General features: G+C 69.7%; 21 protein-coding genes. 12 read left to right on the top strand and 9 right to left on the bottom strand.

All coding sequences use genetic code 11. The features are described from left to right. The first annotated feature begins 87 nt into the window (after positions 1-87). Complete coding sequence (locus ACEN9J_RS00235) at positions 88-1,005, top strand: AEC family transporter (RefSeq protein WP_413762965.1); 918 nt, start codon at positions 88-90, stop codon at positions 1,003-1,005. A 658-nt stretch (positions 1,006-1,663) separates the two neighbouring features. Here ACEN9J_RS00235 and queG read toward each other — a convergent pair. Further along, positions 1,664-2,731 carry a tRNA epoxyqueuosine(34) reductase QueG gene (gene queG / locus ACEN9J_RS00230; RefSeq protein WP_172705641.1) on the bottom strand — a complete coding sequence of 356 codons (1,068 nt, stop codon included), beginning with the start codon at positions 2,729-2,731 and terminating at the stop codon, positions 1,664-1,666. On the opposite strand from queG, the gene tsaE reads away from it, so the two are divergent. From tsaE to ACEN9J_RS00215, 3 genes are all read left to right on the top strand, one after another. Continuing rightward, the gene (tsaE, locus tag ACEN9J_RS00225; RefSeq protein WP_057597919.1) at positions 2,717-3,205 is read left to right on the top strand and encodes a tRNA (adenosine(37)-N6)-threonylcarbamoyltransferase complex ATPase subunit type 1 TsaE; all 489 of its coding nucleotides are present in this window, start codon (positions 2,717-2,719) and stop codon (positions 3,203-3,205) included. The genes queG and tsaE overlap by 15 nt on opposite strands. Continuing rightward, positions 3,202-4,788 carry an N-acetylmuramoyl-L-alanine amidase gene (locus ACEN9J_RS00220; protein WP_296739856.1) on the top strand — a complete coding sequence of 529 codons (1,587 nt, stop codon included), beginning with the start codon at positions 3,202-3,204 and terminating at the stop codon, positions 4,786-4,788. The genes tsaE and ACEN9J_RS00220 overlap by 4 nt, the downstream gene beginning before the upstream one ends. A gap of 180 nt (positions 4,789-4,968) precedes the next feature. Further along, complete coding sequence (locus ACEN9J_RS00215; RefSeq protein WP_057597702.1) at positions 4,969-5,253, top strand: glycine zipper domain-containing protein; 285 nt, start codon at positions 4,969-4,971, stop codon at positions 5,251-5,253. Between the two features lie 80 nt (positions 5,254-5,333). On the opposite strand, the gene ACEN9J_RS00210 is transcribed toward ACEN9J_RS00215, so the two are convergent. Further along, complete coding sequence (locus ACEN9J_RS00210; protein ID WP_413762964.1) at positions 5,334-5,996, bottom strand: DedA family protein; 663 nt, start codon at positions 5,994-5,996, stop codon at positions 5,334-5,336. Positions 5,997-6,090: 94 nt separating this feature from the next. Here ACEN9J_RS00210 and ACEN9J_RS00205 point away from each other — a divergent pair, with 94 nt between their 5' ends. Both ACEN9J_RS00205 and ACEN9J_RS00200 read left to right on the top strand, forming a co-directional pair. Beyond that, a complete protein-coding gene (locus ACEN9J_RS00205) occupies positions 6,091-7,305 on the top strand; it encodes a dienelactone hydrolase family protein (RefSeq protein ID WP_413762963.1) in 1,215 nt (404 codons plus the stop codon). 13 nt (positions 7,306-7,318) lie between these two features. Continuing rightward, on the top strand, positions 7,319-8,257 hold the full coding sequence (locus ACEN9J_RS00200; RefSeq protein WP_296777219.1) for a LysR family transcriptional regulator: 939 nt from the start codon (positions 7,319-7,321) through the stop codon (positions 8,255-8,257). Positions 8,258-8,264: 7 nt separating this feature from the next. Here the strand turns inward: ACEN9J_RS00200 and ACEN9J_RS00195 are convergent, their stop codons facing one another. Then, a complete protein-coding gene (locus tag ACEN9J_RS00195) occupies positions 8,265-9,617 on the bottom strand; it encodes an MFS transporter (protein WP_413762962.1) in 1,353 nt (450 codons plus the stop codon). A 38-nt stretch (positions 9,618-9,655) separates the two neighbouring features. Beyond that, on the bottom strand, positions 9,656-11,443 hold the full coding sequence (locus tag ACEN9J_RS00190; RefSeq protein ID WP_413762961.1) for an IlvD/Edd family dehydratase: 1,788 nt from the start codon (positions 11,441-11,443) through the stop codon (positions 9,656-9,658). A gap of 207 nt (positions 11,444-11,650) precedes the next feature. Here ACEN9J_RS00190 and mutL point away from each other — a divergent pair, with 207 nt between their 5' ends. Beyond that, a complete protein-coding gene (gene mutL, locus ACEN9J_RS00185) occupies positions 11,651-13,531 on the top strand; it encodes a DNA mismatch repair endonuclease MutL (protein WP_413764649.1) in 1,881 nt (626 codons plus the stop codon). Between the two features lie 226 nt (positions 13,532-13,757). Then, positions 13,758-14,726 carry an alpha/beta hydrolase gene (locus tag ACEN9J_RS00180; RefSeq protein WP_057596858.1) on the top strand — a complete coding sequence of 323 codons (969 nt, stop codon included), beginning with the start codon at positions 13,758-13,760 and terminating at the stop codon, positions 14,724-14,726. 4 nt (positions 14,727-14,730) lie between these two features. Here ACEN9J_RS00180 and ACEN9J_RS00175 read toward each other — a convergent pair whose 3' ends face one another. The 3 genes from ACEN9J_RS00175 to ACEN9J_RS00165 are packed head-to-tail and all read right to left on the bottom strand — an operon-like array spanning position 14,731 to position 17,840. After that, on the bottom strand, positions 14,731-16,977 hold the full coding sequence (locus tag ACEN9J_RS00175) for a molybdopterin cofactor-binding domain-containing protein (protein WP_413762960.1): 2,247 nt from the start codon (positions 16,975-16,977) through the stop codon (positions 14,731-14,733). 10 nt (positions 16,978-16,987) lie between these two features. Next, the gene (locus ACEN9J_RS00170; RefSeq protein ID WP_413762959.1) at positions 16,988-17,461 is read right to left on the bottom strand and encodes a (2Fe-2S)-binding protein; all 474 of its coding nucleotides are present in this window, start codon (positions 17,459-17,461) and stop codon (positions 16,988-16,990) included. 37 nt (positions 17,462-17,498) lie between these two features. Continuing rightward, on the bottom strand, positions 17,499-17,840 hold the full coding sequence (locus tag ACEN9J_RS00165) for a c-type cytochrome (protein WP_057596846.1): 342 nt from the start codon (positions 17,838-17,840) through the stop codon (positions 17,499-17,501). 181 nt (positions 17,841-18,021) lie between these two features. On the opposite strand from ACEN9J_RS00165, the gene ACEN9J_RS00160 reads away from it, so the two are divergent. From ACEN9J_RS00160 to ACEN9J_RS00145, 4 genes are all read left to right on the top strand, one after another. After that, positions 18,022-18,939 carry an AraC family transcriptional regulator gene (locus ACEN9J_RS00160; RefSeq protein WP_082321742.1) on the top strand — a complete coding sequence of 306 codons (918 nt, stop codon included), beginning with the start codon at positions 18,022-18,024 and terminating at the stop codon, positions 18,937-18,939. Positions 18,940-19,116: 177 nt separating this feature from the next. Beyond that, the gene (miaA, locus tag ACEN9J_RS00155) at positions 19,117-20,091 is read left to right on the top strand and encodes a tRNA (adenosine(37)-N6)-dimethylallyltransferase MiaA (protein ID WP_413762958.1); all 975 of its coding nucleotides are present in this window, start codon (positions 19,117-19,119) and stop codon (positions 20,089-20,091) included. After that, a complete protein-coding gene (locus ACEN9J_RS00150) occupies positions 20,088-20,741 on the top strand; it encodes an ABC transporter ATP-binding protein (protein WP_296739884.1) in 654 nt (217 codons plus the stop codon). Before miaA ends, ACEN9J_RS00150 begins: the two co-directional genes overlap by 4 nt. A 3-nt stretch (positions 20,742-20,744) precedes the next feature. Beyond that, positions 20,745-21,464: a hypothetical protein gene (locus ACEN9J_RS00145; RefSeq protein ID WP_413762957.1), complete on the top strand. Its 720-nt coding sequence runs from the start codon at positions 20,745-20,747 to the stop codon at positions 21,462-21,464. Here the strand turns inward: ACEN9J_RS00145 and ACEN9J_RS00140 are convergent. Together ACEN9J_RS00140 and ACEN9J_RS00135 are read right to left on the bottom strand one after the other, a co-directional pair. Then, a complete protein-coding gene (locus ACEN9J_RS00140) occupies positions 21,461-22,426 on the bottom strand; it encodes a threo-3-hydroxy-L-aspartate ammonia-lyase (RefSeq protein ID WP_203201873.1) in 966 nt (321 codons plus the stop codon). The genes ACEN9J_RS00145 and ACEN9J_RS00140 overlap by 4 nt on opposite strands. Positions 22,427-22,547: 121 nt before the next feature. Then, the gene (locus ACEN9J_RS00135) at positions 22,548-25,622 is read right to left on the bottom strand and encodes an efflux RND transporter permease subunit (protein WP_057596851.1); all 3,075 of its coding nucleotides are present in this window, start codon (positions 25,620-25,622) and stop codon (positions 22,548-22,550) included.

Raw genomic sequence — 25,622 nt, 5'->3', positions numbered from 1 at the left:
ACGATGGGGACGAAATTGCGAAAGCAGCGATGCTAGCGGCTCGCCGCCTCGGCCCGAGCCCTGGAATACCCATGGTTTGGGCGGTTTATGCTCGGCGCGGTGAACTACGCGCAGCTGCTTTTCCCCGACTTCTCCCTGATCGCCATCGGCTGGCTCCTGTGCCGCTACACCGCGCTGGACCGCAAGGTCTGGGACCAGGTCGAGAGCCTCGTCTACTACTTTCTTTTTCCCACGCTGCTGTTCCATTCGATCGTGCGCAGCCCGCTCGATTTTGGTGCGACCTCGAGCCTGCTGATGGCGGGCGTGGGCGTGAGCCTGTGCGGCGTGGCGCTGGCCTATGCCCTGCCCTGGGTGCCGGGCCTCGGCTCGCACCTCGACCGGCGCGATCACGCGGCGAGCGTGCAGGTCGCGTTCCGCTTCAACTCCTTCATCTGCCTCGCGATGGCCGAGCGGCTCGCGGGGCCCGAAGGCCTGCTGCTGATCGCGGTGCTGATCGGGGTGTGCGTGCCGATGATGAACATCGCGGCGGTGTGGCCGATGACGCGGCATGCGCAGACCGGATTCGCGCGGCAGCTGGTGCGCAATCCGCTGATCGTGGCGACGGTGGCGGGGTTGCTGGCGAACGTGCTGGGGTTCACGGTGCCTGGCTGGCTCACGCCGACCTTGTCGCGGATCGGGGCGGCTTCGTTGGCGCTCGGGTTGCTGGCTGCGGGGGCGGGGAGGCCGTCCGCTCCGTGGGGGCGGGGGAAGGTGCTGGCTGTCTCGGTGCTTTCCATTCGGCACTTCATCTTGCCGCTGGTGGCCTGGGGGCTGGCTCGGTGGTTGCGGCTGGATGCGGCGCAGGCTTCTGTGTTGATGGCTTTTTCCGCGGTTCCTACGGCTTCGAGTGCGTATGTGCTGGCGCAGAGGATGGGGTACAACGGGGCGTTTGTGGCGGGGTTGGTGACGATGTCTACGGTGTTGGGGGTGGTTAGTTTGCCGTTTGCTTTGGCGCTGCCTCGTTGAATCCTTCCAGCGCTGTCTGCTTGATTTTTTTGTTGGTCCTGCTGAGGCCGTTGGCCGGGTCTCGCCCCGGCGGGCGAGTCACTTTCTCTTGTCTCGCCAAGAGAAAGTAACCAAAGAGAAGGCGACCCCGCTGTCTGTGTCCCTTCGCTTCGCTACGGGCAACCTGCGGTGCTCGGAGAAAGCGGGGGTCCGCAGAACTCGCTGCACTTCGTTGCGCTCAGACAGCTGCGGCCCTGATCCCGCTTTCTCCTGCGCTCCTCGGCACAGCCAGAGGGGACTAGGGTCAACGCGCCGTGGCGCGTCCTTGTGTGGTGAGTGCGCACGCGTAGGCACTGGATCTTTCACTGAGGCCGAGCAACGCGAAGGCCCGAAGGGCTTGCTTTGCCAAGCGCAGCGATGGCCCGACCCACCCCTCTGGCTGCGCCGAGGAGCGCAGCGTTTCGCGGATCAGGGCTCGCAGCTGTTTGAGCGGAACGAAGTGGAGCGAGTTCTGCGAGACCCCGCGAAACGCGAGCACCGCAGGTTGCCCCGTAGCGAAGCGAAGGGGTCGCAGACAGTGGGTCGCCGTTTATTTGGTTAATTTATTTTGGGGAAGCAAAAGAAAGTGACTCGCCCGCCGGGGCGAGTCCCGGCCGACAGCCTCAGCAAAAGCAAACCGCTAGGAAGAAGCCCCCAAAGCCCACTCCACATGCTCCCGAACCAGCGCACTGGAACCATCCTTCCGAGAAACCAGCGCCTCAAGAGCCCCCTCTTCACCAGCCCTCAAAGCATTCCCCAGCGCCACGGCAATGTTCCGCAACCACCGCTCATGCCCAATCCGCCGAATAGGACTCCCCTCCGTCCTCCGCAAGAACTCCTCCTCGGTCCAGGCAAACAACTCGGCCAAGGTACGCCCCGTCAACCCGTCCCTCGCATCGAAGTCCACCAACGAACTCTTCTTCGCGAACTTGTTCCACGGACAGATCAGCTGGCAGTCGTCGCAGCCATAGATCCGGTTCCCCATCAGCGTCCGCAGCTCCACCGGAATCGCCCCCCCATGCTCGATCGTGAGGTACGAGATGCACCGCCGCGCATCGAGCCGCCGCGGCGCCACGATCGCCCGCGTCGGGCACACGTCGATGCAGGCGCTGCAGCTGCCGCAGTGCGAGCTCACCGGCTCGCTCTCGGGCAGCACCATGTCGACGTAGATCTCGCCGAGGAAAAACATCGAGCCCGCGTCGCGATCGAGCACCAGCGTGTGCTTGCCGCGCCAGCCCTGCCCGCTGCGCGAGGCCAACTCGGCCTCGAGCACCGGCGCCGAATCGGTGAAGGCCCGATGCCCGAAGGGCCCGACCTCCTGCGCAATGCGCTCGGCCAGCTTCGCGAGCCGGTTGCGCAACACCTTGTGATAGTCGCGACCGCGCGCATACACCGAGACGATCGCCTCGCCAGGCCGGCGCAAGCGGTCGAACTCGACCGCCTGCCAGTCGGCCGGCGTGTCGCGCGGAAGGTAGTCCATGCGCGCGGTGATCACGCTCACCGTGCCGGGCACCAGCTCGGCGGGCCGCGCGCGGCGCGTGCCGTGCGCGGCCATGTAATCCATCTCGCCATGGAACCCATGGGCCAGCCATTGCATCAGACCGTCCTCGGCGCTCGACAGATCGACGCCCGCGATTCCGATTTGGGAGAATCCGAGTTCCCGGGCCAAGGCCTGAATACGCACAACGAGTGGATGGCTGCTGACGATCACTTGCCGATTGTAGAAATGCGCTGGCGCGACGAGGCCGATACCGAGGCCTTCGCCCGTTCGCTCGCGGCCTCCCCCGCCCTGCGCGATGCCTTCGTCGAACTGCACGGCGACCTCGGGGCCGGCAAGACCACCTTCGTGCGGCACCTGCTGCGCGCGCTCGGCATCACGGGTCGCATCAAGAGCCCGACCTATGCGGTGGTCGAGCCGCACGAGGCACCCGACGGCCTCGCGATCTTCCACTTCGACTTCTACCGCTTCAGCGATCCGCGCGAATGGGAGGACGCGGGCTTCCGTGACATCTTCGCGGGCCCGGGCCTCAAGCTGGCGGAATGGCCCGAAAACGCGGCGGGGCGCACTCCAATTGCGGACCTAGCTATTAAAATCGAAGCAATGACCGACGACACACGCAGCGTGACACTCCTGGCGAACACACCTCGCGGCGGCGACCTGCTGTCCCACGCCGCCGCATGAAGGCGGGCGGCCTCAAGCGGCGCGTGCTGCTGCAGGGCGGCAGCCTCGCGCTGGTGCTCGGCGTCCATCAGATCGCGCGCGGCGCCAGCATCCTCGCGGTGCGCGTCTGGCCCGCGGCCGACTACACGCGCGTGACCATCGAGTCCGACGTGCGCCTGCATTCGCAGCAGCTGGTGGTGGGCAACCCGCCACGGCTCGCGGTCGACATCGAGGGCATCGACCTCAGCAGCGAATTGCGCGAGCTGGTCGGCAAGATCAAGCCCGGCGACCCCTACATCAACGGCCTGCGCGTGGGACAGAACGCACCGAAGGTGGTGCGCATCGTGTTCGACCTCAAGCAGACCGTGGCGCCGCAGGTGTTCTCGCTCGCGCCCATCGCCGCCTACAAGCACCGTCTGGTGCTCGACCTCTATCCCGAGAAGGCCATCGACCCGATGGAGGCGCTGATCACCGAGCGCCTGCGCGACGCGCCGCGCACCAGCGGCGGCAACGACACCTCGGTGGCCAGCGCGCCCGCGGTGCCGCCGCCCGCGACGCCGCCCTCGGGTCTGGCACCCGACGGCGGGCCGCCGATCCTGGTGCGGCCCTCGCCCAACGTGCCGGCGCCGCGCCCCGTGCCCACGCCCGTCGCGCCGCCCGCGCGCCCGCCCGCGGTGGCGACCGCGCCGGCCCCCGATCCGCTGGGCGAGCTGATGGCGCAGCAGTCGATGCGGCCCGGCCCCGCGACGCCGCCGCCGGTCGTCGCCGAGAGCCGCCCGCTGCCGATGCCGCCGAGCCCGCCCGCGGCCGCGCCCCGGCCCGTGGCTCCGCCGCCGCCGGTGGCGGTCGCGCGCGGTGGCGCCACCGCCAATCGCACCGACCGCATCATCATCGTCGCGCTCGACCCGGGCCACGGCGGCGAGGACCCCGGCGCCATCGGCCCGGCCGGCACGCGCGAAAAGGACATCGTGCTGCAGGTCGCGTTCCGCCTGCGCGACCGCATCAACGCCAGCAGCATCAACGGCAACCCGATGCGCGCCTTCCTCACGCGCGATGCCGACTTCTTCGTGCCGCTGGGCGTGCGCGTGCAGAAGGCGCGGCGCGTGCAGGCCGACCTGTTCGTGAGCATCCATGCCGACGCCTTCACCACACCGGCCGCGCGCGGCGCCAGCGTGTTCGCGCTGAGCCAGAGCGGCGCCTCGAGCAGCGCCGCGCGCTGGCTCGCCAACAAGGAGAACGACGCCGACAAGGTCGGCGGCGTGAACGTCGGCAACCACGAGGCGCAGGTGCAGCGCGCGCTGCTCGACATGAGCACCACCGCGCAGATCAACGACAGCCTCAAGCTCGGCGGCGCGATGCTCGGCGAGATCAAGGGCATCGGCGCGCGGCTGCACAAGGGCCAGGTCGAGCAGGCCGGCTTCGCGGTGCTGAAGGCGCCCGACATCCCGAGCGTGCTGGTCGAGACCGCCTTCATCAGCAATCCCGAGGAAGAAGCCAACCTGCGCCGCGTGCAGTACCAGGAAGACCTGGCCGACGCGCTGATGCGCGGCATCCAGCGCTATTTCGCGCAGAACCCGCCGCTGGCACGCAGCCGGCAGCTCTGAGCGGTCCTCGGGCCCTGTTTTCAGAGGGCGGCGTGGGCAGCGCCGACCCCGCGCAGGCTCCCCTTCCCACGCTGCGGCCCGGCGCCCCGCACAGGCAGGCGCGGCCGGCTCCTACACGGCGTGGAACACCGTTTTGCAGAAGATCACTCCATCGATTTTTTAAACAGAAAGGTGGACATCATGAAAGCACGCATCTGGATTGCCGCTGCGGCGGCCACCTCCGTGATGGCGCTCGCAGGCTGCGCGTCGGGCCCGAACCAGAACCTGGGCACGGGCGTGGGCGCGGTCGGCGGCGCGCTGGTCGGCAATGCGATCGGCGGCAATACCGCCAGCACCGTGGGTGGGGCCGCCATCGGCGGCATCATCGGCAACCAGGTCGGCCGCAATGCCGACGAACGCAACTACTACAACCAGCAGCGCTATCCCCAGGGCAATTACTACCCGCGCAACGGCCCGAACTACTGACCGTCCGGGTGCCTGGCACCCATGCCGCACCAACGAAAAGAGCGCCCCGCGGGGCGCTCTTTTTTCGTGGGCGAGCGGCCTCAGGCGCCCTGCTGCGCGCGCGCCTTCTCGGCCCGCGCCGCACGCCAGGCGCCGAAGATCGCGAGCAGCCCCGGCACGAAGATCAGGGCCCAGATGATCTTGTCGAGGTGCTCGCGCACCAGCGGCAGGTTGCCGAAGAAGTAGCCCGCGGTCGCGATGCCCAGCACCCACAGCAGCGCGCCGCCGACGTTGAACATGCTGAACTTGGCGCGGCTCATCTCGGCCACGCCGGCCACGAAGGGCGCGAAGGTGCGGATGAAGGGCATGAAGCGCGCCAGCACGATGGTGATGCCGCCGTAGCGCTCGTAGAAGGCATGCGCCTGGTCGAAGGCCTTGCGGTTGAAGAAGCGCGAACTCTCCCACTGGAACACCTTAGGCCCGAAGTAGCGGCCGATGCTGTAGTTGCACTGGTCGCCGAGGATGGCGGCGATCACCAGCAGGGTGCAGGCGATCGGAAAGCTCATCAGCCCTACGCCGCACAGCGCGCCCACGATGAACAGCAGCGAATCGCCGGGCAGGAAGGGCATCACCACCACCCCCGTCTCGACGAACACGATCAGGAACAGGAGCGCGTAGACCCAGGGGCCGTAGGCGATGACGAAGGCCTCGAGGTGCTTGTCGACATGCAGGATGAAGTCGACGAGAAAGCTGATGATTTCCATGGGGGCGGATTATCCTTGCAGCGTCCGCCCCTCGGGCGAAGACCCCAGGCCGCGACCGCGCCTGCAGAACACCCACCCCACCTTGGAGACACCGATGACAGGTCAATACATCCAGCTCGCCGCCAAAGACGGCAGCGGCAGCTTCCGCGGCTATCTCGCCGTGCCGGCCTCGGGCCACGGGCCCGGCCTGGTGATCGCGCAGGAGATCTTCGGCGTGAACAAGACCATGCGCGACGTGGCCGACTACTACGCCGAGGAGGGCTACGTGGCGCTGGTGCCCGACCTGTTCTGGCGCCAGCAGCCCGACGTGGAACTGAGCTACAGCGAGGCCGACTGGCAGCAGGCCTTCGAGTTCTACGGCGGCTTCGACGAGGCCAAGGGCATGGAGGACATCCAGGCCGCGCTCGACGTGCTGCGCGACCGGCCCGAGGTGGTCGAGCGCCAGGCCGGCGTGCTGGGCTTCTGCCTCGGCGGCAAGCTGGCCTACCTCGCGGCCTGCCGCACCGATGCCGACGTGTCGGTGGGTTACTACGGCGTGGGCATCGACGCGGCGCTCGAGGAAGCGAAGAACATCCGCAAGCCACTGCTGCTCCATGTGGCCGAGCTCGACAAGTTCTGCCCGCCCGAGGCGCGCGAGCGCATCGTGCAGGCGCTCAAGGGCCATCCGAAGGTCGCGCTGCACGTCTATCCGGGCGTCGACCACGCCTTCGCGCGCGCGGGCGGCGACCACTTCCACAAGCCCTCGGCGCTGATGGCGCACGAGCGCAGCATCGCCGCGCTCAAGGCCGCGATCGGTCCGCACTACGACCTCTCGGCGCTGTGGGACAAGCACTGCGAGTACGAGTTCGGCACGCGCAACGTCGACGACACCATGTCGACCATGGTGGCCGAGCCCTACGTCAACCACATCCCGACCATGACCGGCGGCGTGGGCTACAGGGACCTGCATGCCTTCTACACGAATCACTTCGTCAACAGCAATCCGCCCGACACCGCGCTGACCTCGATTTCGCGCACGGTCGGCGCGACGCAGGTGGTCGACGAGTTGCTGTTCACCTTCACCCACACCACCGAGATCCCGTGGATGCTGCCGGGCGTGGCGCCCACGGGCCGGCGCGTGGAGGTGCCGCTGCTCGCGGTCATCAAGTTCCGCGGCGACAAGCTCTACCACGAGCACATCTACTGGGACCAGGCCAGCGTGCTGGTGCAGGTGGGCCTGCTCGACCCGAAGCTGCTGCCGGTGGCCGGCATCGAGACGGCGCGCAAGCTGCTCGACGAGACGCTGCCCTCGAACACGCTGATGCCCTGAACATGCGCGCCGCATGAAGAAGATCGACCCGCGGCTGCTGCAGGCCTTCGTGGCCGTCGCGCGCGAGGGATCGGTGTCCAAAGGCGCGCAGCGCCTGTTCCTCACGCAGCCGGCGGTCAGCCTGCAGCTCAAGGAGCTGGGCGCGCTGGTCGAGCTCGAGCTGTTCCAGCGCACGCCCACCGGCCTGCTGCTGACGCGCGACGGCGCGGCGCTGCTCAACCACGCGGAACACGCGCTCGAAGGCCTCAACGATTTCGCGATCGCCGCCGAGCGCATGAAGGGCGGCGTGCGCGGCGCACTGCGCATCGGCACCATCCTCGACCCCGAGTTCACGCGCCTGAGCGGCCTGCTCAAGGAGCTGGTGACGCTGGCGCCCGAGCTCGAGACCGAGCTGCACCACGGCACCAGCGGCGAGGTGCTGGCCAAGCTGCTGAACAAGGAGGTCGACGTCGGCTTCTACCTCGGCGATCCCGATGCGAGCGACCTGCCGCAGGCCAGCTCGGCCTCGCGCCGCAGCGAGGGCAAGGCCTTCCATTCGACCGTGCTCACGCGCTTCAGCTACCAGGTGATCGGCCCGCCGGGCTGGGGACCGCAGGTGATGGGCCGCGACTGGCCCGACCTGAGCTGCCTGCCCTGGGTGCTGGCGCCGGCGACCTCCTCGCACTCGCGGCTGCTGGCGCCGGTGCTGCAGGCGCGCGGGCTGGTGCTGAAGAAGGCAGCGCAGGCCGACCAGGAGTCGTCGATGCTCGCGCTGGTGCGCGCGGGCGTGGGCATCTCGCTGGCGCGCGACGCGGTGGCGCTGCGCGCCAGCCAGCGCGACGGGCTGGTGATCGCCGACCAGGTCGGCATCGAGAGCGACCTGCGCTTCGTCTGCCTCGCGGGCGCGCTGCGGCGCCCCGAGGTCGACTGCGCGATGCAGGCGCTGGCGCGCGCCTGGCGGCTGTCGCTCTGAACCGGCCTCAGGCGCGCGGCAGCGCGGAGCCTTCGAGCGCCGCGCCGGGCCGCGAGGCCTCGCGCGGCACGGCGGCCACCGTGCGCCAGCCCCTGGGCATCAGCGCCAGCATCAGGGCCGCGAGCAGCGCCGCGCCGCCCAGCGTGTAGAGGCCGGCGGCCGAACCGCCATGGTTCTGCTCGACATAGGTTCGCAGGTTCGGCGCCACGAAGCCGCCGAGGTTGCCGATGGAATTCACCAGCGCGATGCCGGTGGCGATGCCCAGGCCCGACAGGCGCTCCGACAGGAAGGCATAGAAGATCGGCGTGCCCGACAGGTAGGTCGAAGCGCCGATCGACAAGGCCGCGATCGCGAAGATCGGCGAACCGTGCGCCGACAGGCACACGCACACGCCGAACACCGTGTAGAGCGAGGCCACCGTGAGGCGCCGCCGCTCGTGGTGCCGGTCCGACCAGCGCGTGACGAAGTAGACGACGAACAGCGCCAGCAGCCACGGGATGCTGGTGACGAAGCCCACCATCAGCCCGATCTTCTGGCCGAGGATCTGCGACACCTGGCTCGGCAGGTAGAAGATCAGGCCGTAGGCCGCGATCTGCACGATGAAGAAGTTCAGCGCGAAGAACATCACCTTCGGGTTACGCAAGGTCTGCATCACGGTGTGCGGGCTGCCGGCCGCCTTCTGCGCCGCCTCCTGGTCGAGCACGGCCTGCAGCGCATCCTGCTCCGCGCTCGCGAGCCACTTCGCGGCATGCGGCCGGTCGACGATCACGAAGAAGGCCGCGATGCCGACCACCACCGCCATCGCGCCCTCGATCAGGAACATCCACTCCCAGCCCTTGAGCCCGCCGATGCCGTGCATCTCGAGCAGCGCGCCCGACACCGGCCCGCCGATCACCAGCGCGCCCGCGAAGCCGAACAGCAGGATGCCGTTGGCCTGCGCCCGCACCTTGGCCGGGAACCAGTAGGTCAGCGTGAGCAGCACGCCCGGGTAGAAGCCGGCCTCGGCGATGCCGAGCAGGAAGCGCAGCAGGTAGAACGAGGTCTCGGTGGTCGCGAACATCATGGCCGAGGCCACCAGGCCCCAGCTCACCATGATCCGGCTGAGCCAGATGCGCGGACCGATGCGCGTCATGATCACGTTGCTCGGCACCTCGAAGAGGGCGTAGCTCACGAAGAAGATGCCGGCGCCGAGCGCGAAGGCGCCGTCGCTGAGGCCGGTGTCGATCTGCAGCGCGTTCTTCGCGAAGCCGACGTTGACGCGGTCGAGGATCGACATGATGTACATGAGGATCAGCATCGGCAGCAGGCGCCAGCGCGCCTTGTGGACGGCCGCGCCGACCAGGGGGCTGTAGGGATTCATCATCGTCTCCTTGGTTCTTCTGATGAGGCTTGTTCGGGCTAGTGGTTGCGGCGCGGAATCCCCGCGGTCTGCGCCACGCGCTGGTACTTGACGGCCGGCTTGAGCACCATGCCCTCGGACAGCGTGTCGACCATCGCGCGCTGGATCTCCTGCCACGGCGTCTGGCTCGCGGGGATCGGATAGCCGCCCGCGGCCTCGAGCTGGCGCGCGCGGGAGCGCAGTTCTTCTTCGTCCACCAGCATGTCGACGCGGCGCGCCTTCAGGTCCACGCGCACGCGGTCGCCGGTGCGCAGCAGCGCCAGGCCCGCGCCCGCCGCCGCCTCGGGCGAGGCATTGAGGATCGAGGGCGAGCCCGAGGTGCCCGACTGCCGGCCGTCGCCGATGCAGGGCAGCGCCGAGACGCCGCTCTTGAGCAGATGCGCGGGCGCGCGCATGTTCACCACCTCCGACGAGCCCGGATGCCCGATCGGCCCGACGCCGCGCATGAACAGGATGCAGGAGGCGTCGATGTCGAGCGCCGGGTCCTCGATGCGGCGCTCGTAGTCCTCGGGGCCGTCGAACACGATGGCGCGGCCGACGAAGGCATCGGGGTCGCCGGGCGCGCTCAGGTAGCGTGCCCTGAACTCGTCCGAGATCACGCTGGTCTTCATGATCGCGCTGTCGAACAGGTTGCCCGACATCACGAGGAAGCCGGCGTTCTGTCGCAGCGGTGCCTCGAAGGGGCGGATCACGTCGGCGTCCTTCACCGGCGCCTGCGCGCAGTTCTGCGCCAGGGTGCGGCCCGTGACCGTGAGCGCGCCCTCGCGGATCAGGCCGTGGCGATGGAGCTCGGCCACCACGGCCGGCACGCCGCCGGCGCGGTAGAACTCCTCGCCCAGGTACTTGCCGGCCGGCTGCATGTCGAGCAGCAGCGGCACCTCGAGCCCCACGCTCTCCCAGTCCTGGATGGCCAGGTCCACGCCCGCGTGCTTGGCGATCGCGATCAGGTGGATCGGCGCGTTGGTCGAGCCGCCGATCGCCGAGTTGACGACGATCGCGTTCTCGAAGGCCGGGCGCGTGAGGATGTCCGAGGGCTTGAGGTCCTCGCGCACCATCTGCACGATGCGCCGCCCGGTCTCGTAGGCCATCTGCCCACGCTCGCGGTACGGCGCCGGAATGGCGGCGCAGCCCGGCAGGCTCATGCCCAGCGCCTCGGCCAGCGCGTTCATGGTCGAGGCCGTGCCCATCACGTTGCAGTGGCCGATCGAGGGCACGGTGGAGCCGACCAGGTCGATGTAGCCCGAGAAATCGATGCTGCCCTTGGCGAACAGCTCGCGCGCCTTGAACAGCGTGGTGCCGGTGCCGGTGCGCTGCCCGTCGTGCCAGCCGTTGAGCATCGGCCCGCCCGACAGCACGATGGCCGGGATGTTCGCGGTGGCCGCGGCCATCAGCGCGGCCGGGGTGGTCTTGTCGCAGCCGGTGGTGAGCACCACGCCGTCGATCGGGTAGCCGGTCAGCGTCTCGACCAGGCCCAGGTAGGCCAGGTTGCGGTCGAGCGCGGCCGTGGGCCGGCGGCCGTTCTCCTGGATCGGGTGCATCGGGAATTCCATCGCGATGCCGTCCATCTCGCGGATGCCGTCGCGCACCCGCTGCGCGAGCTCGCGGTGGTGGCGGTTGCACGGCGTCAGGTCGGAGCCGCTCTGCGCGATCGCGATGATGGGGCGGCCGGACTGCAGCTCCTCGCGCGTCAGGCCGTAGTTGAGGTACCAGGCCAGGTGGAGGACCGAGAGTTCGCTGTGCTCGGGGTTGTCGAACCAGGCGGCGGAACGAAGGGGGCGGGTGGTCATTGGGGGTCTTTCTCGAAGGGCGTTCTCGTGGAGCGGCCGCAGCTTAGGGAGAGCGCCGCGCGAGCGCCAATGAGATCGGTTGCGAGGCCGTATAAGCGCTGCAAATACAGCCGATGCCCCGCCCGGAAGGCCGGTCCGGGCCAGCTTCTAGAATGGTTCGGTGAGCGCCCTTCCCACCTCCTCCCTCCCCCCGCCGAACGCCGCCCGATCCGCGAACTGCCCGACGAGCTGATCAGCCAGATCGCCGCGGGCGAGGTGGTCGAGCGCCCGGCCTCGGTGGTGCGCGAGCTGCTCGACAACGCGCTCGACGCGGGCGCGACGCAGGTCACGGTGCGACTGGCGGCCGGCGGCGTGCGGCTGATCTCGATCGAGGACGACGGCCTGGGCATTCCGCGCGAGGAGCTCGTGGTGGCGCTGCGGCGCCATGCCACCAGCAAGATCGCGAGCCTCAACGACCTCGAGACGGTCGGCACCATGGGCTTTCGCGGCGAGGCGCTGGCCGCCATCAACGCGATCGCCGAGCTGAGCCTGCAGTCGCGCGCGGTGGGTGCCGACGGCGCCTGGTCGCTCGACGGCCGCACGGGCGAGCTGCGCCCGGTGGCGCGTTCGCGCGGCACCACGGTCGAGGTGCGCGAGCTGTTCTTCGCGACCCCGGCGCGGCGCAAGTTCCTCAAGACCGATGCCACCGAGCTCGCCCACTGCATCGAGGCGGTGCGCCGCCATGCGCTGGCGCGGCCCGACGTGGGCTTCTCGGTCTGGCACGACGGCAAGCTGGTCGAGCAATGGCGCGCCAGCGAGCAGCGCGAGCAACGCCTGGGCGATGCGCTCAGCGAGGATTTCGTGGCGCAGAGCGTCGTCGTCGAGCATGTGGGCGGACCGGTGCGCGTGGTCGGCCGCGCCGGCATCCCCGATGCGGCGCGCTCGCGCGCCGACCACCAGTTCTTCTACGTCAACGGCCGTTTCGTGCGCGACAAGGTGCTGTCGCACGCGGTGCGCAGCGCCTACGAGGACGTGCTGCACGGCCAGCGCCAGCCGGTCTACGTGCTCTACCTCGAGATCGACCCCGCGCGCGTCGACGTGAACGTGCACCCGACCAAGATCGAGGTGCGCTTCCGCGACGGCCGCGAGGTGCACCAGGCGGTGCGCCACGCGGTCGAGAACGCGCTGGCCGCGCCGCGCGCCGGCGACGCCACGCAGGCGGCCCAGGCGCAGCAGCCCTTCTTCAAGCCGGTGTCGCCGGTCACGACCGGCTCGTGGTCGCAACCGGCCATCAACTTCAGGGCCGCCGAGCGCGGCGCCGGCGATTTCGAGGCCATGTGGCCGCGGCGCGCCAGCGAAACCCTGCTGGCGCCCGAGTCGGCCTCGGCTCACTGGCCCGTGCTGTCCGATTCCGGCGTCGGCGCGGCGCCGGCCGCCGCCTTCGGCACCCAGGCCCCGGCCGCCCCGTTCCAGGCCCCCGCGGGGCTCGCGGCCGAGCCCCAGGCGCTGGCCCACAACGACGAGGCCTGGCCGCTGGGCCGCGCGCTGGCGCAGTTGCAGGGCATCTACATCCTGGCCGAGAACAGCCAGGGCCTGATCGTGGTCGACATGCACGCGGCCCACGAGCGCATCGTCTACGAGCGCCTGAAGACCCAGCTCGACGGCGCCGCCATCTCGAGCCAGCCGCTGCTGATCCCCGCCACCTTCGCCGCCACGCCGCAGGAAGTGGCCACGGCCGAGGCCTGCACCGCCGTGCTCGCCACCCTGGGCCTGGAGATCACGCCCTTCTCGCCGCGCACCCTGGCGGTGCGCGCGGTGCCCGGCACGCTGGCCGACGGCGACCCGGTCGAGCTGGCGCGCAGCGTGCTGGCCGAGCTGTCGCAGCACGATGCGAGCACCGTGGTGCAGCGGGCCCAGAACGAATTGCTGTCGACCATGGCCTGCCACGGCGCGGTGCGCGCCAACCGCAAGCTCACGCTCGACGAGATGAACGCCTTGTTACGCCAGATGGAGGCGACCGAGCGTTCGGACCAGTGCAACCACGGCCGCCCGACCTGGCGCCAGCTCTCGATCCGCGAGCTCGACGCCCTGTTCATGCGCGGCCGCTGAGCCGAATCCGCACCAAAAGCCGTCCCAAAAGCCGCCAATTGGCGGCTTTTTGAGGGTTTTTCCGGGTTTCGAGCCGTCATCCGCATGGCGGGCACGCACGTTGCATGGTGAGTTCGCCAAAGACGCCACAAGGCGCTGGTCAGGGAGGTGTCGAAACGCACGTCGGCGTGTTTCGGCAGCAGGCAGATGAACTTTTTCGCCGGCATCGCTGTCCCTCACTCCCATGATGAAACGCTGGACCCTCCTCGCGTCAGTCCTTTCGCTTTGCGCCATTCTTGCCGCCGGCTGCTCGACCTTCGACGAGCAGCAGCGCGAATGGATCTTCCAGCCCAGCGACCGCAGCTGGGGCAACACCGCCACCATGGCCCAGGGCATGCAGGACGTGTGGATCGACTTCCAGTCCTCCATCACGGGCGAGCCCGCGCGCCTGCACGGCCTGTGGCTCGGCGGCGAGCCCGAGACCACCGAGACCCCGGTGCTGCTGTACCTGCACGGCGCGCGCTACAACGTGGCGGGCTCGGCCCCGCGCATCCAGCGCATGCACGAACTCGGTTTCTCGGTGCTGGCCATCGACTACCGCGGCTTCGGCAAGAGCTCCAAGGGCCTGCCCTCGGAGGAATCGGCGCGCGAGGATGCCCGCGCCGCCTGGACCTGGCTGGCCGCGCGCCATCCGCGCCAGCACCGCTACATCTTCGGCCACTCGCTGGGCGGCGCCATCGGCATCGACCTGGCCGCGCGCGTGAACGACGAGAGCGGCACCATCGTCGAGAGCACCTTCACCTCGATCGCCGACGTGGTCGGCAGCTTCAAGTGGGGCTGGCTGCCCTTCCGTCCCTTCATCACCCAGCGCTTCGAGGCGATCGACAAGGTCAAGGACATCGGCGCGCCGCTGCTGGTGGTGCACGGCACCGCCGACAGCCTGATCAACCCGACGCTGGGCCGCAAGCTCTACGACGCGGCCACCGTGCCCAAGCTGTTCGTGCTGGTGGAAGGCGGCTCGCACCACAACACCAACTCGGTCGGCGAGGCCCAGTACCGCGCGGCGCTCACGCAGCTGTTCCGCATGAAGCCCGACAACATGGTGGCACGCAACCAGCCCAAGCTGTCGCCGCCCTCGCCGGCGCTGCCGCCCGCGGTGTCGCCGCAGGACGTGCGCGGCCAGGCGCGCGAGAACAGCGCGCCCGCCGCGATCTAGGACCTCAGGCCAGCTCGAACGGCAGCCGCCGCAGCGGCTTGCCCGTCAACTGCGCCACGGCATTGGCGAACGCGGGCGCCAGCGGCGGCAGGCCCGGCTCCCCCATCCCCTTGGGCGCATCGGCGCTCGGCACGATGTGGATGTCGAACTCCGGCACCTGCGTGATGCGCGCCACCGTGAAGTCGCCGAAGTTGCCCTGCTGCACCACGCCGTCCTTCAGGGTGATCGCGCTGCCCGGCAGGCAGGTCGACAGCCCCATCACCGCCGCGCCCTGCACCTGTGCTTCCACGCTGCGCGGATTGACGGCCAGGTTGCAGTGCACGCCGCTGGTCACGCGGTGCAGCACCGGCTGGCCGTCCTTGACCGAGGCTTCCACCACGTAGGCCACCACCGATTCGAAGGACTCGTGCACCGCCACGCCCCAGGCACGGCCGTCCGCGAGCTTCTTCTTGCCGTAGCCGCTCTTGTCGACGGCCAGCTGCAGCGCGGCGCGATGGCGCGGATGCTTGTCGCCGAACAGCTGCATGCGATAGGCCACCGGGTCCTGCTTGGTGCTGCGCGCGATCTCGTCGATCAGCGTCTCCATCACGAAGGCGGTGTGGGTCGAACCCACGCTGCGCCACCACAGCACCGGCACGTTGAGCTGCGGATGGTGCACCGTCAGGCGCATCGGCAGCGGATAGGGATCGCGCATGCCCTCGACCGCCGTGGCGTCGATGCCGTCCTTCACCATGGCGCCCGCGAACACCGTGCCCGCGGTGATGGACTGGCCCACGATGACATGGTCCCAGGCCAGGATGCGACCGCGCTCGTCGAAGCCGATGCGCGCGCGATGCAGGTGCATCGGCCGGTAGTAGCCGCCCTTGATGTCGTCCTCGCGGCTCCACAGCAGCCGCACCGGCACGTCGAGGCCGGCGGCGCGCGTGGCCTTGGCGATCTCGCAGGCCTCGACCACGAAGTCGCTGGTGCTCACGAAGCGGCGGCCGAAGCCGCCGCCCGCCATCTGCACGTTGACCTTCACCTGCGCGGGCTCGAGCTTCAGCGCGCGCGCCGCGGCGATGCCGTCGAGGTCGGCGGACTGGGTACCGACCCACAGCTCGGCGCGACCGTCCGACAGCTTCACGGTGCAGTTCAGCGGCTCCATCGGCGCATGCGCCAGGTAGGGAAACACGAACTCGGCCTCGAGCTTGCGCGGCGCATTGGCCAGCGGCGCCATGTCGGCGTCGAACTTCCGGTTGCCGGGACGGCCGGCCAGTTCGCGGTACTGGGCCAGCTGCTTGTCGGAATCGACCTTCTCGACGGCGGCCGTGTCCCACTGCAGCTTGAGCGCGTCGCGGCCCAGCTTGGCGGGCCAGTAGCCGTCGGCCACCACGGCCACGCCCTCGGCGCCGCGGTCCAGCGGAATGCGCACGACCGCCTTCACGCCCTTGACGGCGCGCGCGGCGCTGTCGTCCACCGACGCCAGGCGGGCGCCGAACACCGGCGGATGGGCCACCACCGCCGTGAGCTGGCCCGGGTGCTTGACGTCGATGCCGAAGTCCTGCCGGCCGCTGCTCTTGGCGGCCGCGTCGAGGCGCTGGGTCGGGCGGCCGATGATGCGGAAGTCCTTCGGATCCTTGAGCACCACCTTCTCGGGCACCGGCAGCGCCATCGCCGCCTCGGCCAGCTCGCCGTAGCTCGCCTTGCGCCCGCCCGGGCCGAGCACCGTGCCGGCCTGCGTGCGCAGGGTGGAGGCATCGACCTTCCAGCGCGCCGCCGCGGCCGACAGCAGCATGGCGCGCGCGCGGGCGCCGAGCTCGCGGTACTGCACGAAGCTGTTCTTGATGGTGTTCGAGCCGCCGGTCAGGTGCATGCCGAAGAAGGGGTCGGCATAGGCGGCGTCGTTGGTGCCGCTGCGGCTGCGCACCAGGGCCCAGTCGGCGTCGAGCTCCTCGGCCAGGATCATCGGCAGGCCGGTCTGCACGCCCTGGCCGAACTCGAGCCGGTTGATGGTCACCATGACCTCGCCGTTGGGCGCGATCTGCACGAAGGCCAGCGGCTGTTGCGTCGGCTTGAGGCCGCCGGCCGCCCGGGCCGCGCCGCCGGCCTGCGCCAGGGCCAGGTGCGGGAAGGTGCCGAGCGCGAAACCGCTCGCGCCGACGATCTTGAGGAAGCTGCGCCGCGGCAGCGCGGCGGGCTCGTCGGCCGCGGGGCGGGCCATCAGGCGTTGCAGCGAACGCGGCAGGTCGTGGTAGTCGATGTGGGGCAGCATGGCTTTTCCTTCAGGCGAGGTTGCGGGCTGCATCGGCCACGGCCGCGCGGATGCGCGCATAGGTGCCGCATCGACAGATGTTGCCGGCCATGGCCGAGTCGATCTCGTCGGCGCTGGGCTGCTTGCCCGCGGGCAGCGACTGCAGGAAGGCGGTCGCGCTCATGATCTGGCCGCTCTGGCAGTAGCCGCACTGCGCGACGTCGTGCCGCACCCAGGCGGCGTGCACGGCGGCGCCGACGCGGTCGCTGCCGTCGGTCATGCGTTCGATGGTGGCGATCTTCTTGCCGTCGGCGGCGGCGATCGGCGTGATGCACGAGCGGATCGCCTGGCCGTCGAGGTGCACGGTGCAGGCGCCGCACAGCGCGGCGCCGCAGCCGAACTTGGTGCCGGTCATGCCCAGCGTGTCGCGCAGGGCCCAGAGGATGGGCGTGCCGGGATCGGCATCGACCGTGTGGTCACGGCCATTGACGTGGAGCGCAGTCATTGCTTGTTTTCTCCGTGGGTGGATGGGGGAACGGGATTCACTTGGCGCCGTCGAGCAGCCATTGCGCGAGCGCCTGCAGGTCGGCATCGGGCACCTGGGCCTGCGGCGGCATCGGCATCGGGCCCCATTTGCCCGAGCTGCCGGCCTTGATGCTGGCGGCGAGCTGCGCGGCCGTGCCCTTGCCGTCGCCGTACTTCGCGCCGATGTCCTTCCAGGACGGGCCCACCACCTTGGTGGCGGGTTGATGGCAGGCGACGCAGGCGTACTTCTGGGCCAGCGCGAGGCTGGCGTCGGCCTGGCGCGGCCACAGGGTGCCCGCGCCGAGGCCCAGGGCCAGCGCGAGCGAGGCGGTGACGGAAGCGATCTTTTCTGTGTTCATCGTGGAAATCGTGGGGAAGGAGAGTTGCCTGATTCGACGGCGAGTGTGGGGCGTAGCCCGGCCGCGCGTTTGCCTGATTCGCTCGCGTTCTTGCCTGAAACACCGAGACTGCGGCGGAAATGCGCGCCGCGCGAACGCCCCGGGCTAGACTTTTCGCGACCTGTACTTCGAAAGGATCCAGATGGACCTCGCCGAGCCCGCGCGGCTGGATTCCCCGGCCGTGCTCGACGACCTGCAGCGCGCCGTCGCGCGCACCGCGCAGGCCGACGGCGACTACCTCACGGCCATTCCCGCGCTCTCGCTGCACCGCCGCAGCGCGATGACCGCGCCGCTGCACTGCCTCTACGGCTTCGGCCTCGGCATCACGGTCAGCGGGCAGAAACGCGTGGCGCTCGGCGACGAGGTGTTCGACTATGCCGCGGGCCAGTCGCTGCTGACCACGGCCGACCTGCCCGTGGTCTCGCACATCACCCGCGCCAGCGCGGCGCAGCCCTTCGTCGGCCTGGCGTTGCAGCTCGATCCGCGCGCGATCGTGCAACTGGCCGCCGAGATGGCGCTGCCCCCGCCGCCCCGGGACGGCAACCAGCGCGCCATGTCGCTCGGCGACCTCGACCCCACGCTGCTCGGCGCCGTGACGCGGCTGGTCGACCTGCTCGCCGAGCCGCGGCTGATCCCGCAGCTCGCGCCGCTGCTGCAGCGCGAGATCATGGTGCGGCTGCTCGCGGGCCGCCACGGCCCGCAGCTGCAGCGCCTGGTGGCGATCGGCTCACCGAGCCAGCAGGTGGCGCAGAGCATGGCCTGGCTCAAGCTCAACTTCACGCGCAACGTGCTGGCCGACGAACTGGCGGCCTCCGCGAACATGAGCCCCTCGACCTTCCGCCAGCATTTCCGCGCCGTGGCGGGCATGAGCCCGATGCAGTACCTCAAGCAATTGCGGCTGCAGGAGGCGCGGCAGCTGATGCTGAACCAGGGCATCGACGCCGGCACCGCGGGCGTGCGCGTGGGCTACGAGAGCGCCTCGCAGTTCAGCCGCGAATATGCGCGGCTGTTCGGGGCGCCGCCGCTGCGCGACATACGGCGCATGCGCGAGACGAGCTGAAATCGGGATCGGACAGCCGAACGCAGAAGGAAGACAAAAACTACGCAGAAGTCGCAGAAGGAACTCGAGGAATTTCTTGATTTCATTTCTGCGACTTCTGCGAAACCTTTGCGACTTCTGCGTTCGGCTGCCCGCTCCCGCTTTCAAGGGCGGGCCATTTGCTACGCTCGCTCCCTCATGGTTCCCTCTTCCCCGCCCCCCGGTCGACCGCGCTTCGTGGCCCTCGCCGGCCCCACCGCCTCTGGCAAGACCGCCGTCGCTTTGGCACTCGCGCGCGAACACCCGGTGGAGATCGTCAGCGTCGACTCGGCGCTGGTCTACCGCGGCATGGACATCGGCACCGCCAAGCCCAGCGCCGACGAGCTGCGCGCGGTGCCGCACCACCTGATCGACATCCTCGATGCGCGCGAGAGCTACAGCGCGGCGGCCTTCGTGGCCGATGCGGCGCGGCTGATCGACGAGATCCGCGCGCGCGGCGCGATGCCGCTGCTGGTGGGCGGCACCATGCTGTACTTCAAGGCGCTGTTCGACGGCATCGACGCGATGCCCGCGGCCGACGCCGCGGTGCGCGCGCGCATCGATGCCGAGGCCGCCGAACTCGGCTGGCCCGCGATGCATGCGCGGCTCGCGCAGGTCGATCCGGTCACGGCCGCGCGGCTCGCGCCGCAGGACAGCCAGCGCATCCAGCGCGCGCTCGAGGTGTACGAGAGCAGCGGCCAGCCGCTGTCGCACTTCCACGCCAGCGACAGCAAGTCCACGCGCGGCGTCGAAGGCGGCCGGCTGTTCTCGCTCGAGCCCGCCGACCGCGCCTGGCTGCATGCGCGCATCGCGCAGCGCTTCGACGCCATGCTAGCCGCGGGCTTCCTCGACGAGGTGCGTGCGCTGCGCGCGCGCGGCGACCTCTCGCCCGATCTGCCCTCGATGCGCTGCGTGGGCTACCGGCAGGCCTGGGAGACCCTCGACGTCGCCGACCCGCCCGATGCCGCCGCCCTGCAGGACCTGCGCGACCGCGGCATCGCCGCCACGCGCCAGCTCGCCAAGCGCCAGGTCACCTGGCTGCGCGGCATGCCCCACCGCACCGTGATCGCCTGCGACGCGCCCGACGCGCTGCCGTCGGCGGTGCGCCTCATCGCGCCCACGCTCCTCCCATGACCCTGCGCATCTCCGACCTGGGCAAGCACTACGGCCAGGCGCCGGTGTTCGAGCACGTCAGCCTCGCGATCGAGCCCGGCGAGTTCGTCGCCATCGTCGGCGAATCGGGCGTCGGCAAGTCCACGCTGCTCAACTGCATGGCCGGCCTCGACCGCTGGGACACCGGCAGCGTGGTGCACGACGGCACCGACATCGGCGCGCTCGACGCCGAGGCCTGCGCGCTCTGGCGCCGGCGCCACGTGGGCTTCGTGTTCCAGGCCTTCCACGTGCTGCCGCACCTCGACGTGGCGCAGAACGTCGCGCTGCCGCTGATGCTGCTCGGCGAGCGCCGCGACGAGGCGCGCATCGCGCGCATGCTCGAGGCCGTGGGCCTGCCGGGCATGGGCGCACGGCTGCCGCAGACGCTCTCGGGCGGCCAGCTGCAGCGCGTGGCGATCGCGCGCGCGCTGGTGCACCGGCCCGCGCTGCTGCTGGCCGACGAACCCACGGGCAACCTCGATCCCTCGACCGCCGCCAAGGTCATGGACCTGCTGATCGCGCAGACGCGCGAGCATGGCGCCTCGCTGGTGCTGGTCACGCATTCGGAGAGCGCGGCCGCGCGCGCCGACCGGCTGCTGCATCTCACGGCCGCGGGCATCCGCGTCGGCTGAACGGTGCGCGCGCCCTGGCCGCTGGCCGCGATCGCGGCGATCTACGTCGCCACCGAGCTGTGGCAGGTGGCCATGCGGCCCAGTTCGATGATCGGCATCCGGCTGGCCGTCTATGCGCTGGTGTTCCTGGCCGCGCTGCGCGGCAGCCGCGCGGCGGCCTGGCTCTGGGGCGCGATCAGCGCGGTCGCGGCCGTCGCCAGCGCCTTCGCGCTCTGGACCCTGATTTCCACGCGCAACGCCAACGGCGTGGGCCCGGCGACGATCGCCTTCATCGGCTTCCAGGCCGTCTTCTATGCGGTGGGCACGGCCTACATCTTCGGCAGCCGCTCGCTGCGCGCGTTCCAGCGGGCGCACGGCGCGTTGCGCGGCAAAGGGCCCGCCGCCCCGTCGCAATCGCCCTACGACGGCGCGCGCATCGCGCTCGGCAGCGATGCGCTGATGCTGGTGCGCCAGGGCAACGTGCAGACCCGTGTCGAGCTCGCGGCCATCGATGCGATCGCGGTGCGCTCGCAGACCATGGCCGAGGGCCTGCCGCGCGTGTGGATCGAGCCCTGCGCGCAGCGCGACGGCACGCAGCCGCTGATGGCGGTCACCACGCTGGCCAGCGGCTTCGCGCGCTTCGAGGCCTGGCTGTTCGAACTGCCGGGTTTCGATGCGCCGGCCTACCGGCAGTTGCTCGAATGCGGCGAGAACGCGCGCCGCGTCGTCTGGCAACGACCCTAGGCGGTGCCGCCGAGCAGCGCCGCGTAGCGCCCCAGGTCCACGTTGCCGCCGCTGATCAGCACGCCCACGCGCTGGCCGGCGATCAGCGGACCCGCCGCGCAGGCGGCCGCGAACGCGAGGCAGCCCGTGGGCTCGACCACCATCTTCATGCGCTCGGCGAAGAAGCGCATCGCCTCCACGAGCTGCGCATCGCTGACCGTGAAGATGTCGTCGACGTCGCGCCGGATGATGCCGAAGGTGTACTCGCCCAGGTGCTGGGTCTGCGCGCCGTCGGCGATGGTCTTGGGCGTGTCGATGTGCACGATGCGACCCGCGCGGAACGACTGCTGGCCGTCGTTGCCGGCCTCGGGCTCGACGCCGTAGACCTTGCAGCCGGGCGCCAGCGCGCGCGCCGACAGCGCCGAGCCCGACAGCAGCCCGCCGCCGCCGAGGCAGACGAACAGGTGGTCGAGCGGGCCGGTCTCCTCGATCAGTTCCTTCACGGCCGTGCCCTGGCCGCTGAGCACGTCGGGATGGTCGTAGGGCGGGATCAGCGTCATGCCGCGCTCGGTGGCGAGCCGGCGCGTCAGCGCCTCGCGGTCCTCGGTGAAGCGGTCGTACTGCACCACCTCGGCGCCATAGCCGCGCGTGGCCGCGAGCTTGGCGGCCGGCGCGTCCTTGGGCATCACGATCACCGCGGGCATCGACAACAGGCGCGCGGCGAGCGCGATCGCCTGCGCATGGTTGCCCGACGAGAAGGCGATCACGCCGCCCTTGCGCTGCTCGGCGTCGAACTTCGACAAGGCATTGAAGGCACCACGGAACTTGAACGCGCCCATGCGCTGGAAGTTCTCGCACTTGAAGAAGAACTGGGCGCCCCAGCGCGCATCGGCGGTGCTGGATCGCAGCACCGGCGTGCGGTGGGCATGGCCTTCGAGCCGCGCGGCCGCGGCGGTGACGTCGTCGTAGGTGGGGAGTTGCATGGGCCTAGTGTCGCGCAGTTGAAAGCGCGCGGGCAAGGCGGCGGACGCGAGGAGCCCCCCAAAAAAAGAAGCCCGCGGTCTTCGCGACCGCGGGCCCTTCATCCATCGCGTGGGTGCCGGCTCAGGCCTCGGGCGCCACCTGCTGCTGCGGCGCAACCGCGTCGGCCTGGCCGGTCTCTTCCTTCTGGTGCCGCGCCGCGATGAACAGGTACATCGCCGGCACCACGAACAGCGTGAACAGCGTGCCGATCGACAGCCCGCTGAAGATCACGATGCCCATCGCCTTGCGACCCGCCGCGCCGGCGCCCGAGGCGATCACCAGCGGGAGCACGCCGAACACCATGGCGGCCGTCGTCATCAGGATCGGGCGCAGCCGCGTGCCCGAGGCCTCGACGATGGCGTCGAGCTTGCTCAGGCCCTGCTTCTGCAGCCGGTTCGCCACCTCGACGATCAGGATGCCGTGCTTGCTGATGAGGCCCATCAGCGTCACCAGCCCGACCTGCGTGTAGATGTTCATCGAGGCGAAGCCCCAGAAGATGAAGATCATGGCGCCGAACAGGGCCAGCGGCACCGACACCAGGATCACGATCGGGTCGCGGAAGCTCTCGAACTGCGCCGCCAGCGCCAGGAACACGATGATCAGCGCGAACAGGAAGGTGATGGCGAAGTTGCCCGACTCCTGCACGAACTGGCGCGACTGGCCCGCGTAGTCGACCGTGTAGCCGCTGGGCGCGAGCTGCTGCACCACGCCGCGCAGGTACTCGAGCGTCTCGCCCTGTGTGCCGCTGGGCACGCCCTGGATGGTCACCGAGTTGAGCTGCTGGAAGTGGTTCACCGTCTCGGGCTGCACGCTGTACTTCAGGCTCGCGACCGTGCTGGCCGGCACCACGCCGTTGGGCGTCTTGATGTAGAAGTTCAGCACGTCCGAGGGGTTGAGCCGGTCCACCTGCTGCACCTGCGGGATCACCTTGTAGGAGCGGCCCGAAATCGAGAAGTAGTTGACGTAGCCGCCGCCGAGCGCCGCGCCCAGCGCGTTGCCCACGTCCTGCTGCGTGATGCCGAGCGAGGCGATCTTGTCGCGGTCGACCACCACGGTGGCCTGCGGCAGGTCGATCTTGAGGTCGGCGTCGATGTAGTAGAACTTTCCGTCCGCGCGCGCCTTGTCCATGATCTGCTGCGCGAGCGTGTTGAGGTTCTCGAACGGCTCGGTGGTCTTGATCACGAACTGCACCGGCAGCCCCGAGGCGCCCGGCAGCGCCGGGAACTGGAAGGCCACCACCTTGGCGCCCGCGATGCCGTTCCAGCGTTGCTGCAGGTCGGCCTGGATGTCGTGCGCGCTGCGCGTGCGCTGGTCCCAGGGCTTGAGCAGCACGCCGGCGATGCCGGCATTGGTGCTCGGCACGCCGGTCAGCTGGAACAGCTGCGCGTACTCGGGCGTGTCGTGCGCGACCTTGAAGATCTGGTCGGCATAGGTCTGCATCTGCGTGATGGTGGCCGTGGGCGCGCCCACCACCTGCGACAGCACGATGCCCTGGTCCTCCTCGGGTGCCAGCTCGGACTTCGACATCTTGAACATCACGAACAGGAGGCCGATGAGGATCACCCCCATCACGATCATCACCGGCCAGGTGCGCAGCACGCCGCGCAGGATCAGCGCGTAGCGGTGGTGCACGCGCTCGAAGACGTGCTCGATCTTGGTCGCGAACTTGCCGCTGTCCTGCTCGGGCTTGAAGATGCGCGAGCACATCATCGGCGACAGCGTGAGCGCGACCACGCCCGACACCACCACGGCGCCCGCGAGCGTGAACGCGAACTCGGTGAACAGCGAGCCGGTCAGCCCGCCCTGGAAGCCGATGGGCACGTACACCGCCACCAGCACCACGGTCATCGCGAGAATGGGCCCGCCGAGCTCGCGCGCTGCGAGCAGCGCCGCCTGCATCGGCGACTTGCCCTCGCGCATGTGCCGGTCGACGTTCTCCACCACGATGATGGCGTCGTCCACCACCAGCCCGATCGCCAGCACCAGCGCCAGCAAGGTGAGCAGGTTGATCGAGTAGCCCAGCGCCAGCATCACGAAGAAGGTGCCGATCAGCGACAGCGGCATCGCGATCACCGGCACCAGCACCGCGCGCAGGCTGCCCAGGAAGAGATAGATCACCACCGTCACGATCAGCAGCGCCTCGACCAGCGTCTTGATCACCTCGCTGATCGAGGTGTTGATGAAGTCGGTCGAGTCGTAGACGATCTTGCCGGTCAGCCCGCTGGGCAGCTGGGCCTGCAGCTCGGGGAAAGTGGTGCGCACCTGCTTGGCCACGTCGAGGATGTTGGCCTCGGGCGCGACCTTGATGCCGATGAACACCGAGCGCACGCCGTTGAAGGCGACGTTGAAGTCGTAGTTCTCGGAGCCCAGCGTCACGTTGGCCACGTCCTGCAGCCGCACGATGGCGCCGTTGCTGCTCTTGATGGACAGCTGCTTGAACTCGTCCACGCTGTGCAACGAGGTGCCCGCGGTGAGCGGCACGCTCACCATCTGGCCCTTGCTCTGGCCGACGGCGGCGAGGTAGTTGTTGGCGGCCAGCGCCGCGCTCACGTCGGTCGCCGTCACGCCGTAGGCGGCCATCTTCTGCGCATCGAGCCAGGCACGCAGCGCGAAGGTGCGCGCGCCCAGGATCTCGGCGGTCTGCACGCCGGGAATGGCATTGAGCTTGGGCTGCACCACGCGCACCAGGAAGTCGGTGACGTTGTTGTTGGGCAACGTGTCGCTGTAGAAGCCGATGTACATGGCATCGGTGGTCTGGCCGGTGGCCACCGTCAGCACCGGCTGCTGCGCCTGCGGCGGCAGCTGGTTGCGCACCGAGTTGACCTGCGTGTTGATCTCGGTCAGCGCGCGGTTCGAGTCGTAGTTCAGCCGCAGGGTGGCGGTGATGGTCGACACGCCCAGGCTGCTCGAGGACGACAGGTAGTCGATGCCCTGGGCCTGCGACACGGCGGCCTCGAGCGGCTGCGTGATGAAGCCCGCGACCGTGGCGGCGTCGGCACCGTAGTAGGCGGTGCTGATGGTGACCACGCCGTTCTCGGTCTTCGGGTACTGGTTGACCGGCAGGCCGGCCAGCGCGCGCAGCCCGAGCACCACGATCAGCAGGCTCACCACCATCGCCAGCACGGGCCGGCGGATGAAGATGTCGGTGAAGTTCAT

It is taken from the genome of Variovorax sp. Varisp41, assembly GCF_047325085.1.
Lineage (GTDB): Bacteria > Pseudomonadota > Gammaproteobacteria > Burkholderiales > Burkholderiaceae_C > Variovorax.
Note: the sequence above shows the minus strand (reverse complement) of the source record. Positions and strands in the feature narration are given on the sequence as shown.

Excerpts from the sequence above, each read along its gene's own strand:
- ACEN9J_RS00195 (WP_413762962.1), bottom strand. The coding sequence starts at position 9,617 with ATGAATCCCTACAGCCCCCTGGTCGGCGCGGCCGTCCACAAGGCGCGC.
- ACEN9J_RS00140 (WP_203201873.1), bottom strand. The coding sequence starts at position 22,426 with ATGCAACTCCCCACCTACGACGACGTCACCGCCGCGGCCGCGCGGCTC.
- ACEN9J_RS00180 (WP_057596858.1), top strand. The coding sequence starts at position 13,758 with ATGAAACGCTGGACCCTCCTCGCGTCAGTCCTTTCGCTTTGCGCCATT.
- ACEN9J_RS00205 (WP_413762963.1), top strand. The coding sequence starts at position 6,091 with ATGACAGGTCAATACATCCAGCTCGCCGCCAAAGACGGCAGCGGCAGC.
- ACEN9J_RS00210 (WP_413762964.1), bottom strand. The coding sequence starts at position 5,996 with ATGGAAATCATCAGCTTTCTCGTCGACTTCATCCTGCATGTCGACAAG.
- ACEN9J_RS00170 (WP_413762959.1), bottom strand. The coding sequence starts at position 17,461 with ATGACTGCGCTCCACGTCAATGGCCGTGACCACACGGTCGATGCCGAT.
- ACEN9J_RS00135 (WP_057596851.1), bottom strand. The coding sequence starts at position 25,622 with ATGAACTTCACCGACATCTTCATCCGCCGGCCCGTGCTGGCGATGGTG.
- ACEN9J_RS00165 (WP_057596846.1), bottom strand. The coding sequence starts at position 17,840 with ATGAACACAGAAAAGATCGCTTCCGTCACCGCCTCGCTCGCGCTGGCC.
- ACEN9J_RS00215 (WP_057597702.1), top strand. The coding sequence starts at position 4,969 with ATGAAAGCACGCATCTGGATTGCCGCTGCGGCGGCCACCTCCGTGATG.
- ACEN9J_RS00200 (WP_296777219.1), top strand. The coding sequence starts at position 7,319 with ATGAAGAAGATCGACCCGCGGCTGCTGCAGGCCTTCGTGGCCGTCGCG.
- ACEN9J_RS00160 (WP_082321742.1), top strand. The coding sequence starts at position 18,022 with ATGGACCTCGCCGAGCCCGCGCGGCTGGATTCCCCGGCCGTGCTCGAC.
- ACEN9J_RS00175 (WP_413762960.1), bottom strand. The coding sequence starts at position 16,977 with ATGCTGCCCCACATCGACTACCACGACCTGCCGCGTTCGCTGCAACGC.
- ACEN9J_RS00150 (WP_296739884.1), top strand. The coding sequence starts at position 20,088 with ATGACCCTGCGCATCTCCGACCTGGGCAAGCACTACGGCCAGGCGCCG.
- ACEN9J_RS00190 (WP_413762961.1), bottom strand. The coding sequence starts at position 11,443 with ATGACCACCCGCCCCCTTCGTTCCGCCGCCTGGTTCGACAACCCCGAG.
- ACEN9J_RS00235 (WP_413762965.1), top strand. The coding sequence starts at position 88 with ATGCTCGGCGCGGTGAACTACGCGCAGCTGCTTTTCCCCGACTTCTCC.
- ACEN9J_RS00220 (WP_296739856.1), top strand. The coding sequence starts at position 3,202 with ATGAAGGCGGGCGGCCTCAAGCGGCGCGTGCTGCTGCAGGGCGGCAGC.
- tsaE (WP_057597919.1), top strand. The coding sequence starts at position 2,717 with ATGGCTGCTGACGATCACTTGCCGATTGTAGAAATGCGCTGGCGCGAC.
- miaA (WP_413762958.1), top strand. The coding sequence starts at position 19,117 with ATGGTTCCCTCTTCCCCGCCCCCCGGTCGACCGCGCTTCGTGGCCCTC.